This is a genomic window from Myroides sp. LJL115 (genome assembly GCF_054871665.1).
In genome coordinates this window covers 39,243-55,109 of sequence record NZ_JBTXLS010000016.1, presented here as the reverse complement: position 1 = coordinate 55,109, position 15,867 = coordinate 39,243, and the positions used below count along the sequence as shown (strand labels likewise).

3 protein-coding genes are annotated in these 15,867 nt (G+C 34.6%); all 3 read left to right on the top strand.

From position 1 onward, the window contains the following. The first annotated feature begins 276 nt into the window (after positions 1 to 276). The 3 genes from ACYSNX_RS05975 to ACYSNX_RS05965 all read left to right on the top strand — a co-directional run bounded on the left by ACYSNX_RS05975 (position 277) and on the right by ACYSNX_RS05965 (position 15,867). A complete protein-coding gene (locus tag ACYSNX_RS05975; RefSeq protein ID WP_461753768.1) occupies positions 277 to 705 on the top strand; it encodes a GNAT family N-acetyltransferase in 429 nt (142 codons plus the stop codon). 121 nt (positions 706 to 826) lie between these two features. Further along, positions 827 to 1,420, top strand: a complete 594-nt coding sequence (locus ACYSNX_RS05970; protein WP_461753767.1) for a hypothetical protein — start codon at positions 827 to 829, stop codon at positions 1,418 to 1,420. 1,013 nt (positions 1,421 to 2,433) lie between these two features. Further along, entirely contained in the window at positions 2,434 to 15,867 is a 13,434-nt protein-coding gene (locus ACYSNX_RS05965; RefSeq protein WP_461753766.1) for an MBG domain-containing protein, read from the top strand.

The following is a 15,867-nucleotide window of genomic DNA, read 5'->3' as shown; positions in this document are numbered from 1 at the left end:
AGTTTTGTCCTCCATACTACATTAAATAAGCAAGTACTAAGACGAGCAGGTTATCCATCTCTAAATGACATCTACTTAAAAGTATCGTAAAGTTAAGAACCGCCTTGGTACGGAACCGTATGCCGGGTGGTGTGAAAGGTCGGCTGAAGAAATAATCTTCAGCCTCCTATTCTATTTGAAACTAAACATGTAAGCGCCCTAATCAAAGAAAAAAACACTAAATTGTCTATAATAAAAAGCTGTATTGAAACTGATCGATATAATAACAATCACCAAATGAAGATTCAATTAACCACTAATCCAAAAGAAGAAGACGCCCAAGTTTTAAGAGATGGAATAACAACCTATAATAAAACTACAATACCAGAACTTGAACCTAATGAAGCTGAAGTTAAGTTTTCAGTATTTGCAAGAAATGAAGTAGGTGAAATTGTGGGAGGTATAAGAGCAATTTGTTATTGGAATACTTTACACATTGAACTACTATGGCTTTCTGAGCAGTGTAGAGGCAAAGGAGTAGGGAATAGCTTAATCAAAACAGCTGAACAATTTGCGATAGAAAATAATTGTGAAAAAGCATTTGTAGAAACTACAAGTTGGCAAGCTAAACCATTCTATGAAAAAAATGGTTACCAACTCGTAGCAACTTTAAAAGATAGACCAAAAGGGTATGCAACCCACTATCTAACTAAGAATTTGAAATAACCAATTAACTAGGACTATGTCTAAGTAGCATTTAGCTTCGTAGGTTATTACAGTTAATAGTTGCGCTATTATTGAAAAAAAAACGAGTATATCTTTTTAAAATTTTTAAATTGTTTCAACAATGTCAAAGATGTTTTTTTTAATTGGGGTATTCATGATTACTACCAACTGCAATAAATCTGAAAATATTAAGTTATCAAAAATTGAAGATAATTATATTGAGAGTTACGAAAAATGGAATTTAGAACCTCACTCTAAAGAAAAACAAGATTCTGTCGTTCTTTTTATAGATGAACTGATTAAAGTGAACAAGGATGATTTTTATAAAATTGAAAAAATAAAGCTTCTATATCAAATGGGAAGGGTAAAGGATGCATTATCTGTATTTACAACCTTAAATGAACCAAACTCATTTATGATTGAACTATTAAGAGCTCTGATAGAAGTCAAGGATAATTCAAATAATACTGATATTGTTTTACAAACTGTTTCTGATAAATACAAGTATACACAATTCACCGAAGAAGAGAATATTTATAAAATAGCTTTAGACTATTATTTAAAAGGAGGTGATTATGCTATTAATGAGATTAATCACTTAATGAATGAAATAACATTATCAGAAAATAATGTGCAGATTGTTGAAATACTTCAAGTTAAAATACAAAATAAAGAAGATGCTTTAGAGGTGTTATATTTTATTTATAACCTTTAGCTCTTTCTTTGTAGCTATTAGATAAGTGATTCAAGTAAACGTTAAAGGGCTTGTAGTTGGCAGTAACAAGAGGTTAAAATGAACTTTCTGATAGTGTAGTGAGATGAGTTTGTTAGCCTTTTGACTAATAATTCAGGTAAGGAATTATAAAGCTACTTGCATATAGGGTGTTTGGTAGAACAACACAACTATATTTCTTGTATAAAGATGGACGTTGTCTGTGAAATATATACAATTGTTATAAATAAAGCAAAAAGATATGCCCAATACTCTGATAGACCAGAATGGAGAATGTATATTGATAGTGTTATAGATATGTTCTGATATCAAAAGTATAAAATACTTTTATACTCTACTTATTCTATTTTTTAAAATTAGAAGATCCTGGGGTAGGTAGATTATATAAGTTATATCGGGTTAAAGGCGACTGGAATAGTAATAAAGAAAGCATGGTTAAAAAGCATCCTTTATGTGAGAAATTTGAAAAACAAAGGAATCCGTGTGTTGTTTATTTATTATTACTCTTTTGGGCTGGCTCATAAATGCTCTAACCAAAGAGTGTCCTTTAATTGGATATTCCACCCATTTTTTAACGAGCACTTTTTTTACAAAAATGTACTGTCCCAATGGGGTAATCTCTGCTGGATTAAAGGGCTGTTCAAAATTAGTAAGACCTTTAAATTCTAAGATCAAATGTTAGGCGATACATCTAAAAAAAATTGAAGCTTTCCTGTATATTACTCTTGGTTTATTGGATGATTTTATTTTTAAGATCCATCGTTTTATTTAGCTATTTGTCTGGAAAAAACATAGCTAGTTGCCTTGTTGTAAATTAAGAATCATAATAAAATGCAATATGCTGTTGACTGTTTTTGATGTGGTGTTTTTTATAGTTTATTTATAATAATTACTTCTTAAATATACTTTATTATTATTTTCTCTATAAATAATGTTATTTTAGTAGATTTAAACATAGTTGTTTTGTAATTTTATGATAATATTAATTGTATATTATGGTAAAATATCTACAAATGGCACTTTTAATGTTGTTTGCTAGCGTAGCTTTCGGACAAACAGACATTAAAATTTCTCCAGGATCTGGAAACATTATTTACGTAACTCCTAAGGGAACAGGGGATGGATCCTCATGGTCTAAAGGAGTTGACCTAGCCGATGCATTAAGATGGGCAGAGGGGAAAGATGGTTATAAACTTTGGCTTAAAGAGGGAACTTATTATCCAAAGTACGACATGCGTTACGATGAGAATAATCCTCCTAAACAACCTATTGAAGATCAAGCTAATTGGCAGTATGCAGGTTTTCTACTAACCTCTGGTATTGAAATATACGGGGGATTTAAAGGAAATGAGAAAAAGCAAAGCGAACGTAATTGGAGGGCTAATGAAACAATATTAAGTGGTGACTTAGGTAATACAACTAAATTAAATCCTTATAGTAGTAATCCTAGTTCAAGTATGATTTCAGGTAATACCAAAAATCCTTCACATATCTTGTATTTTGCTATGCCAGCAAATACTACTGTTATTATAGATGGGGTATCCGTTTTTGGAGCATATAGTGATTATAACCGTAAAACAATTAAGTTTTTTAAGGGAAGTACTCCTGTAAGTGGATACAATAGTGGTGCAATTACTATTATTACACAGAGTCCTGAGTCTAATGATGATATATCGCAAAAAAGTAATATTCATATTGTTTTTTCTCATGTCCATTTTTATGGAAATCATGTTGGAAATAACGGAACAATATTTTCGGATGAAAATAAACAAGGACTTGATAAAGGTGATAACAATGGGATTTACTTTATTAATTCCTTAATTGAGAGGAACGTAAGTAAAAACGTGGCAGCAGCTTTTAGAATAGAGAAGTCAACTAGATTGGTATCTATTAATAATACTATAGCATATAATTATGCTCCAACGACTGTAGGAGCATATGCAATAAGTATGGAAAAAAAGGAGACTACAATGACCTCTACTTTAAATACCATCATTTATGATAATGGTACTAGTGGTTCTGCAGCTTATCGTAATTACTTTTATAGTGCAAGTAACGCAAGTGTAAGAAAGGATACCATGAGTAATACTATTACAACAGGATTACAACAGGGATCGACAATGGGAAGATTAGAGTTTGGACACTCTACAGGTGGTAATAGCAGAAAAGCCCCTGGATTTATTAAAGATGCAAACTCTTCACAGCCCTATTTTTCCTTAAAACCAGATGGAAATACTGCAGCTTTTAATGGAAGTAGAAAGGCTTATGAGAATATAATACAAAAGTTTGACCTTGATCCAAGAGATTTTGAAGCAAATCCTAGAAGCTCTAATTTTCGTGTGACTGTTGGGGCATATGAAATAGATTGTGATTTTGTAGCTCCTCCAGTAACTCAAGAAGTAATACATTATGATATTGGTGATGAAGCTGTGCCTTTAAAGGCAGAGGGAGATAATATTTATTGGATGCCAAGTGATGAGTATGGAGGAATGGATACAGATAACGCTACAAAAACGCCATTTACGCCCTCTACGGCAAAGGTGGGAGAGACTTCGTATTTCGTTTATAGTCAAAATGAAAACTTATGTGTTAGTGAAGTTGTTGAGATAAAGGTAATCGTACATAAAAATAGCGTTAAAGTTAAAGCTGAGAATTTAAGTAAATACTATGGAGAAAAGGATCCTAGCTTTACATATTCTGTAGATCCAACCAGTGTCTTATCTGGCAATAGTATGGTAATAGGTAATCCTGTTCGCCAAAGTGGAGAAAATGTTGGAATATATAAAATCCAACAAGGTAGTATAGCTATTACACCAGATCCAGATAATTATGAACTTGCCTTTACAGAGGGTACTTTTACCATTTTACCATCAGAGGTGAATGTAATCCCGAATGCTAGTAGTAAATATTTTGGAGAAAAAGACCCTGTTTTTTCCTATGAGGTATCTGTTGCTATGGGTACATATAAAGAAGGAGGTGTAGAAGGTACATTGAAACGAGTTGAAGGAGATGATGCAGGAAAGTACAATTATATAACAAGTGATTTACATAGTGTAGAAGATGAAAATGGCAATGCAACTTATAAAATATTAATAGACTCTGATAAAAAGTTTGAGATTTTAAAAGCAGCTGTTACTATTACCCCAGATAGTGGACAAAGTAAGATTTATGGGGATGCCGAACCCCAGTCTTTTACCTATAATATAGATGCCACTAAGGGAGATATAACTAATTTAGATTATAAACCAGTATTGACCCGAGAGCAAGGTATTAACGTTGGGCATTACTCTATTTTATTGCCAGAAGAATATCAAAGTAATAAAAATGCAGATATAGATTTTGTAGATGACGTTAGTTTTTCGATTAACAAACGCGATGTAGTAGTAACACCTCACGGGGTTTCAAAACAATACGGCGAGCCTATAGGTGATATATCTTATAGTGTTTCCGAGAATGGCATAGCTAGTTTTGATACTTTCACAGGGGCATTGGCCCTAGAAGGAAACGCGCTAACTGCTGGGCAATATAATATTGTCCAAGGTAGTTTGCTTATCGAAAACAAGACAACCAATCAAAGTAGCATGGGTAATTATAATTTTACTCTAGAACCTGAGAGTGTAATAATTAATAAAGCCCCTTTAGAAATTATTGCTAAAAGTTATACTATAACCTTCGGAGATCCTATTCCTACCTTTGAATACCAAGTTAAGGGGAATTTATATTATGATGATAAAATATCAGGTACTCTTTCTATAACTCCAGAAATAAACGGAGCTGATACCTATAGTATTTTAACAAAAGACGTAACACTAACTAATGAATCTAGCTACGATGTAACTAGGACTGACGGTAGTTTAATTATACAAAAGGCTAATTTTATTGGATTAAGTCTTAGTGATACTAATTTTGAATATACGGGGGACACTTTTACTTTGCCTCTTCAAGGAGAATTACCTGAGAATAGTAATGTAACCTATGCTTATTTTAAAGGAGATACTCCACTTTCTGGTGCTCCAAGTGATGTAGGAGAGTATTTAGTAATAGCTACAGTAACTAATCCTAATTATAATTCACAAGAGTACAAGGCTACCTTGACTATCAATCCTGCAGACATAGAAGAAATTGAGTTAAAAGGGGCAACTATAGACTATACTGGAAATCAAATCTTTTTAAAGATTTCTGGTGAAAATAGTGCAGCTATACAAGACAATGAAGTAACCTATACCTACAAGGATGATCAAGGGAATACTATAGCGCCAGGTCCCGTAGAAGTTGGCACCTATGAGGTAACTGCCGTGATAGATAAAACGCCAAATTATAGTGTATGGACTCAAACTAGTTCTTTAGTTATTAACCCAATTGAAATTCCAGGCTTGACCTTCAAAGGAGTTGATGTTGGCTATGATGGTACACCCAAAGAAATAACTGTGAGTGGATTAGAAAGTGGTGATACACCTACTTACATATACAAAAATAGTGATGGTAATGTGGTTGATCAGGCTATAAACGTTGGAGTTTATACTGTAGAGGTAACAGTAGTTAGAAATGACAATTATTTGCCTTATACTGCCGAGGCTATTTTAACTATCTTACCTATAGATGCAGGAGAAATACATTTTGAAAATGCTGAATTTAATTATGATGGTAATCCCCACGTACTTGCAGTAGTAGGAAATCTACCTGCAGAAACAAAAACCACTATTACCTATACTTTGCAAGGAGAGAGTAATTCCACAACTGAGCCTCCTGTAAACGCGGGTGTATACAATGCAGTGGCTAGTTTTGAAAATGAGAATGTTCAGCCAATTGTGCCTTTAGAGGCTGTGCTTACAATCAAAGCAATACCAATTAGTGGGCTTTCACTTAATGGAAGTATAGAAGTATATGAAAATAAGCAATTGTGTTTGACCTTAACAGGACAAAACGAATCAACCGATAAAGTAGAATATACTTATACCAATACAAGTGATAACACCTCAAGTAGTGAGTGTCCTTCTGATGTAGGTACTTATAAAGTGGTAGCTACTGTAACTAGACAAGATGGCACGTCAAATTATCTACCTACAGAGGTAGAATCTACCTTAACAATAACTCCGGCTGTAATTGGAAATCTTTCTTTTGAAAGTAAATCAGCAACTTACTCTGGTGGGGACCAACGTATTTTTGTAACATCTACCGATACTAATCAAGAGGTAACACAAGGCGTTACTTATGAGAATGAAGGTAATTCATTTAAAAATGTAGGGGAGTATACAGTAACGGCTACTGTTGATTATGGGAAAAATTACCAACCTCAAACTTTAGTAGCAACTTTGACTATTACCCCTGCTGCAGTTGTTGTTAATGCCAAAAGCAATCAAGCTGTTTATGGACAGGCTATTGCTAATGCTGATTATGAAGTAATAGGTTTAAAAGCAGACGATAAAAAAGAAGATGTATTTGAAGGACAACTAAGCTATAACCAAAATAATGCTGTGGTTTCTCAACCTATCAATGTGGGGACTTACTTTATTGAAAATGGAAGCTTAGCTCTTAAAACAAATAACTATACTTACTCTTATAATGCAAATCAATTAGTAATTACAAAGGCTACTTTAACCATAGTACCTGATGAAGTTATTCAGGTTTATGGTGGTGAGATATTACCTATTACTTTTAAGGCTGAAAATTTACAATACGGAGATACCATCGGTATTTTAGAAGGAGAATTAACTAGAAGTACAGGTAGCAATGTAGGAAATTATCCAATTGTTCAAGGTAGTTTATCCGACCCTACAGGGAATTACAATATAGTTGTTACACCTGCTTTGTATAAGATTGTACAAGCTAATTTACAAGTAACGGCTAATGCCCAAAGTGTTTTGTATGGTCAGGCGATACCTGTTTTTACCTATGAGGTACAAGGTTTGGTAAATGGAGATTCAAAAGACAATACTATTAAAGGGGATTTATACCGAATTTCTACAAGTTATGCAGCTGGAAGTTATCCAATCTTGGGAGATCATTTATCGGTGAGTCCTAATTACAACTTAGTTTATCAAGAGGCTAACCTTGTTATATCTAGGAATATATTAACTGTTACAGCAAATCCTCAAACTAAAGTTTATGGAGAAATAGATCCTATCTTAGACTACAAAGTGGAAGGACTAGCACCTTGGGATCACAAGGAAGCTGTTTTAACAGGGAGCTTATCCCGCACACTAGGAGAGAATGTAGGAACGTGGGCTATTCTAGTGGGAGATCTACAGGCTAATAATAATTACGCCCTTAAATTCCAAGGAAGTGATTTAACTATTACACCAGCAAGCTTAAATGTTAAGGCCAATGCAGCTAGCAAAATTTACGGGCAGGATGACCCTAATTTCACTTACACTGTATCAGGACTTGTTAATGGGGATGATCAGTGGGTTTTAAAAGGATCTTTGGAGCGTTCTGATAAGGCTAACCACAATGTAGGTAGCTATAACATAGAGAAGGGAACCCTTGCGACTAATGAAAATTACAGCTTAAACTTCACAGGTGACATTTTTGAAATTCACGCAGCTCAACTTACTGTTCAAGCATTGACAGAAAGTAAAATTTACGGAGAGTCTGATCCAGAATTAAAGTACCAAGCAAGTGGATTCTTTTATGGTGACTCTGCGGAGAATCAATTAAAAGGGAATTTAAGTAGAACCACTGGTGAGAGTGTTAACGGTACTTATTGGATTAATCAAGGTACATTGCTTGGAGTAAATTCTAACTATACTATAAAGTTTGTACCTGCAAGGTTCACTATTACCCCTGCTGAATTAATCGTTAAAGCACTCGCAAGTCAAAAAGTATATGGTGATGAGGATCCTATTTTAAATTATGAGGTTTCTGGGCTACAATGGGAAGATATCCAAGATAATGTGGTATATGGTTTGCCAAAGCGTCAAAAAGGAGAGGACGTTGGAAAATACCTTATTTCCAAAGGAGATTTGTCTATTGTAAATAATTATACGCTAAATTTTGTAGGTAATAATTTTGTTATTACACCTTCTCTACTGGCTATTACTGCTGATACACAAAGTAAAGTATATGGACAAAAAGATCCTATATTAACTTATACCTATAAAGGACTTAGTCAAGGTGATCATATTGATAGTATTGTCCATGGTCAGTTAAATAGAGTTGAGGGAGAGAATGTTGGTACATATGGTGTAGAGGCTAAAAACCTAGTGATTAATGCAAATTATACCTTGGATTTTACTGGTGCAGATTTTACTATTTTACCTGCAGATTTAACTATTATTGCCAACAAGTCTACTAAAGTATATGGCCAAGTTGATCCAATTTTAGGTTATAGTGTAAAGGGCTTAGTCAATGAAGATATACAGGAAAATGTTGTTAGTGGAAATTTAAAGCGTAAAGAAGGACAAGATGTAGGTTCTTATCCTCTTAATACAAATGAATTAAAAGTAAGTAATAATTATATTTATGAATTTGTAAACACAGATTTTCAAATTACACCTGCTACTTTAGAAGTAAAGGCTAATCCTTCGGGAAAATATTACGGGGAAAAAGATCCAGATGCTTTTTCTTTTGTAGCAACTGGCTTTACCAACCACGATAAACAAGAAGATGTTTTAACAGGAAAATTAGAAAGGGCAATTGGAGAGGAAGTAGGCTCTTATACTATTAACCAAGGTAGTCTTGTGGCTGATAGTAATTATTCTATCGCATACACACCTAGTCAATTTACTATTGTAGGTAGCACAATTACGGTTGTTGCTAATGCCTTAACTAAGGTTTATGGACAAAGTGATCCAAAATTAACTTATGATGTATATGGATTAAAGCCAGGAGAAATTATTGAGGGAGAATTAGAGAGGGTAGCAGGTGATGATGTTGGAGAATATGAAATTACACAAGGAAATTTAAGAGTTACCAACTCCCAAGGTAATAGTAATTATACCATAGTTTTCACCCCTAGTAAATTGAGAATTACTCCAAAGGATCTTGTGGTAACCGCCCAGGAAGTAAGCAAAGAATACGGTCAGAGTGATCCGGTATTTAAGTATGATGTGAATGGTTTTGTTTATACAGAGGATAGAAGTATTTTAACCGGGAAATTATCTAGAGTACAAGGAGAAAATGTGGGAGATTACCTAATACAATTAGGTAATTTACAAGCTACGGATAACTATAAAATTAACTTCAGTACAGCCAATTTAACCATTACTCCTAAGGTGTTAACAGTACAAGCTAATTCATTGGTTAAGACTTATGGACAAGTAGATCCAAAGTTAACTTACAAGGCGATTGGCTTAGTAGGTACAGATTCCTTAACCGGTGTGCTTGAGCGTAACTTAGGTGAGAATGTAGGGGATTATAGTATAAATAAAGGTAGTCTTCAGGCTTCAAAAAACTATGAATTGGACTTTATAGAAGGAACTTTATCCGTTGTTAAAGCTAGTTTGATAGTTAAAGCAACCCCTTCTAGTAAGTTATATGGACAAGTAGATCCAAAGTTTGAATACCAATTAGAGGGGTTAGCTAAATGGGATGTTGCTTCTCAAGTTATTAAAGGGGACTTGACCCGTGCTCAAGGGGAGTCCATAGGAGATTATGATATACAAAAAGGAAACTTAATTGCAGGAGATAATTACGAGATTTCTTTTCAAAAAGCTGTATTTTCCATTAAAAAAGCTAATTTAGAAATTGTAATTGAAGGCAAAAGTAAAGTATATGGACAAGTAGATCCTATCTTAGAGGTAAGAATTCTTGGACAAGTAGAGGGAGATTTCCAAGAGGATATTATCCTAAGTGGATCACCATACAGAGTTCAAGGAGAGGGTGTAGGTAGTTATGAGATACTAACAGATCAAATGGTCCTATCTAATAATTATCAAGTAGGTTTTACAGTTGGTAACTTCTCAATTACCCCTGCTACTTTACAAGTAAATGCAGATTCTAAAGCAAAGAGCTATGGAGAAGTAGACCCTGCTTTAACTTATTCTTTATCGCCTTTATTTAACAATGACAAACCAGCTGATGTTTTAAGTGGTAGTTTATCTCGTGCTGAAGGAGAACAAATAGGTACATATAGTATCGATCAAGGTAGTTTATCTGTAAATGATAATTATGTTATTGAATTTCAGTCTGGTGAATTGCTAATAACACAAGGTCAAATTGTTGTTGTTGCACAAAACCAAACTAAAGTTTACGGAGATTTAGATCCAAGTTTAACCTATCAAGTATCAGGGTTACTGCCAGGGGAGTACTTAATGGGGAGCTTATCTAGAGAGAGTATAGCCATTGGTGCTGAGCAAGGTAATGGTCAAGATGTCGGTCAGTATAAAATTACCATAGGTAGTCTTAAGGCCTCTAATAATTACTCTATCTTGTTTGTGGATGCAACTTTGAGAATCACCCCTTCTGAGCTTGTTGTAAATGCCTTAAATAATCAAAAGGTTTATGGGCAAGAAGACCCTTCTTTACTCTACCAAGTAGATGGATTAAAGCTAGAGGATCAACAAGAGCAAGTTTTAAGTGGGGATATTCTTCGTCATAAGGGAGAAGATGTAGGACAGTATATTATAGAACAAGGAGATCTAAGTTCTAACTCTAACTACAAACTTCGCTTTACACAGGGCTTATTTACTATAACAAAAGCTGATGTGCTTATTAGCGCTAATCCAAGTAGTAAAATCTATGGTAGTTTAGATCCAGTTCTTAGCTATAATGTAACAGGATTAAAAAACCAAGATGTTTTAAGTGGTAGTTTGTCACGTGCTTTAGGAGAGAATGTTGGTAGTTATGCCATTGAAAGAGGAAGTTTACGTCCTAGTGGAAACTATAATTTTGTTTTCGAGCCAAGTACTTTAACAATTTCACCTGCTAGTTTAACTGTAAAGGCTAATGCTAAAAGCAAAATTTACGGGACATTAGAACCTAAATTAGACTATCAAGTAGAAGGTCTAGTTAATTTTGATGCAGCTTACCAGGTTTTAAGTGGTGATTTATCTCGAGTTTGGGGAGAAAATGTTGGAGTTTATGCTATAGAGCAAGGTAGTCTACAGGCTAATGATAATTACAGTATCGAATTTGTAGGTAATGACTTTAGTATTACAAAGAGTAACCTACGTCTTATTTTAGATAATAAACAAAAAGATTATTCACAGATAGATCCAGTTTTAACCTATGATATAATGGGTCTAAAAGGACAGGATTTAATTAGTGATGCCATTATTTCAGGCCAACCTATAAGAGAACAAGGTCAGCAAGTTGGTAGTTATAAAATTACACAGGGAGATATCCAGGTTTCTAGTAACTATTCACTTTCTGTGGAAAATGGTGTGTTTACTATTACTCCATCCACATTAAAGGTTACGGCTAATGCTGCTAGCAAAATCAAAGGAGCTAAAGATCCATTATTTACCTATATGGTACAAGGTTTAGTTCATGGAGATACCCAAGATGAAGTATTAAGTGGTACTTTAAATAGAACTACAGGTGAGGACATTGGTGTATATACTATCACTCAAGGAGATTTAGTGAGTAATTCAAATTATGAACTAAGTTTTAAAGAGAATCAGTTTTACATCACATCGGATAGTAACTTAACGGTTGTAGCTGTAAATAAAACTAAGGTTTATGGTCAACAGGATCCAAGTCTTACTTATTTTGTAACAGGTCTACAAAATGGAGAAACACTACAGGGGAGTTTAATACGCGCCGAAGGCAATGATGTTGGGACCTATAAAATTACACAGGGAACCTTGGTATCTTCTTTAGGTAGATATATTACTTTTATAGAAGGAACTTTAGAAATAGAGCCAGCTAGGTTAACTATTACACCGGATAAGAAATCTAAGGTGTATGCTCAGCAGGATCCTAGTTTGACCTATCAAGTAAGTGGATTAGTCTATAGTCAAGATGTCTCTGTTGTACTAGGAGGTAGCTTAAGTAGAGAACCAGGAGAAGATGCTGGAGAATATCTAATTCAATTGGGTAGCTTAAAGGCAAATAACAACTATAAGTTATCCTTAAATCCAGAGTACTTTACCATAGAAAAGGCCCCTGTTACCATTGAGGCTATCGCGCAAAATAAAGTATATGGGGAGGCAGATCCTCGTCTAACTTATACGGTAAGTGGTTTATTAGGTAAAGATGTTTTAACGGGTAGTTTGTATCGTCAACCTGGGGAGAATGTGGGAAGTTATCAAATCACCCAAGGTGATTTAATGCCTAGTAACAATTATGTGGTTACTTATCAAAGTGCTAATTTAACTATATCTCCTAGAGATTTAACTATTCTAGCACAAGATAAAACTAAGGTATATGGACAAGCTGATCCAATTTTAACCTATCAGGTAAATGGACTTGTGAATCAAGACACATCTAGTATTATCACAGGTGACTTATATCGTAAACCTGGGTTTAATGTAGGAGAGTATCCAATTACTCAAGGAAGTATTAAGGCTAGTGCTAATTATAGAGTAAACTTTGTACCTGGTGTATTAAGTATTACTCCAGCTGAACTAGTCCTTGAGGTAGATCCAAAAGTCAAGGAGTTTGGTCAAAGCGATCCATCTTTAACCTATGAATTAAAAGGTTTAACTAATCAGGATATCCAAGGCGCAGTTATAAGTGGAGAGCTGCAAAGAGAGCAGGGTGAACAAGTAGGTAGTTATGCTATTGAGCAAAACACCTTAAAGGCTTCGTCTAACTATAACCTTGTATTTAAAGGCAATTACTTACAAATTACTCCTGGTGTTCTTAAAGTCAGAGCCAATACGTTAAGTAAGGTAGAAAATGAGCCAGATCCTGCATTTACTTATGTAGTAAGTGGAATGGTTAATATGGAGAACCCAGAAGATTTGCTACAAGGTACCTTGAATAGAGAACAAGGAGAGAAACAAGGAGAGTATAAAATCAACCAAGGTACTTTACAAAGTACCTCGCCTAACTATACTGTGGAATATTCGCAAGGATCTTTGATTATTACAGGGAATATCTTAACGGTTATTGCTAAGGGACAAACCAAAGTGTATGGACAGGAAGATCCTCAACTTACTTATAGTTATTCAGGCTTAAAACAAGGGGTAAGTTTAAGTGGAAATCTTTTAAGAGATACAGGCGAAAATGTGGATATATATCAAATTAAACAAGGGACATTAGTAGCAAGTGACAATTCTACTATCAATTTTATAGAGTCTATTTTTGAAATTACTCCAAGTAGAATTAAAGTAATAGCCGCTGATAGGCAAAAGGTTTATGGACAGAAAGATCCAAGTTTAACCTATAGCGTAGAAGGTTTAGTAGGTCAAGATACTTCCAAGGAGGTATTTTCCGGAAATATTGCTCGTGAACAAGGAGAAGATGTTGGTGTGTACTGGATTGAAAAATCTACCCTAAAGCCAAACTTCAATTACATTATGAATTTTGAAGTGGGTAAATTCACTATCGAACAAGCTAGTGTTGGTATCACCGCAGATGATGCATCTAAGATTTATGGCCAAAAGGATCCTAACTTGACTTATCAAGTAAGTGGACTTCAGGCGAATGATGTGCTAAGTGGTGAGTTATACCGAGTAGTAGGAGAAAATGTTGGACAATACCCTATTGAACAAGGAAGTTTAAGTCCATCGGGTAACTATAAAGTAAGTTACACTCCAGGTACTTTAACTATTGTTGCTGCTATTTTAGATATACAAGCAGATGCTATAACTAAGATGTACTCCCAAGTAGATCCACCTTTGAGTTATAAAGTAAAAGGACTTGTTAACTCGGACTTAGTACAAGATGTACTAACAGGTAAGTTAACTCGTGAACCAGGGGAAAATGTTGGCTCATATGTTATTAATCAAGGAAGTTTAAGTTCAACAAAGAATTATAAAACGCAATACACATCAAATGAGTTAACTATTACTCCATTGCAAATAACTGTTGTGGCTGAGGATCAAACCAAAGTATATGGCCAAAAGGACCCTAGTTTAACTTATAGTGTAATAGGGCTGTTAGAATCTGAAAACCCACAAGAGGTGATGCAGGGAAGTTTAAAAAGGGAACAAGGGGAGGATACTGGTAAGTATGCTATTTTACTAGGAAGTTTAAATGCTGGGCGAAATTATCAGCTAAGCTATGAGCCAGCAGATTTATTAATCACAAAGGCAAGCTTGCAGGTACAGGCTTTAAATACATCTAAAGTTTATAAACAAGTAGACCCAGTTTTAAATTATAAAGTAAGTGGTCTAGTAAACCAGGATTTACAAGCAAATGTTTTAAGTGGAAAACTAGTTAGACAACCCGGAGAGAATGCAGGTCATTATGACATAGAGCAAGGAAGTTTACTGGCCAATGAAAATTACTATTTAAGTTTCATTCCTGGTGATTTTATCATCGAGAAGGCAGATCAAGTAATTATGAATTTTGATTCACAGATAATTGTAGATTACCCATCTACGAAAAGCTTACAGCTAAATGCAACTGCCTCTAGTGGTTTACCAGTTAGTTATACTTATGCCAATATACTTCCTGCGGATTTTGCTGTAGGTACACCAACTGGATTGGTAAGTATTAAGGCTGTTGGAAGCATGAGCGTAACGGCAAAACAAGAGGGAAGTGCCAATTACAATGCTGCTTATGCAACCCAGAGTTTGGTGGTAAAAAGTTCCGACATTAAGGATGTGGAAATAAAGGGAATTTCTATAAACGGAGTATATTATCCAGAAATTTCTCCCAATCAGACCATTGACTTGGGATGTATTGATGAAGGACAGGATCTTGTAATTAAAGTAGATGCCGATGAATCTGTGCAGATTAAGCCTTCTCGTGAAATACGAATTGCAACAGTTGATGGACAACTAGTTCAAGATTATGTGCTTTTTGCTGCATCAAATGAGCAAGGCGAGACGCAAGTCTATGAAATTAAGTTAAAATCCAATGTAAGTAGTTCGAAGATCCTACTTAGTAAGTACGATAATCTACTCTTTATTAATAATAATCCAAAGACAAATGGAGGCTATGTATTTAAAGATTTTGCAATCTATAAAAATGGAGAGTTATTAGAGCAAGGGCAGGTATATAGTCAAGGAAATAGTAGTTCAGATACCATTGATTGGGAGGCTTCTTACTCCGCAGTTTTAACCACTGTAGACGGACAAAGCATTACAACTTGTCCAATAGGGTTTGAATCTATTTATACAACAAAGGTAGAGGTGGCTCCCAATCCTGTAAGTGTTGGAGAGCAATTATCGGTGAAGTATGATTTTAGTGAGAAAGACTTTATGGGGGCTTCTTACCGTATATTCTCCTCTCAAGGTAAGTTAGTGGATTTTGGTAATTTAGATAAACCCGTATCTACTATAACCATTAAAGCCAACTTAGCATATGGGGTTTATTTCCTAGTGCTAAAACACAAAGACAAGCAAGAATCAATATCTATTATGATCAAAAAATAA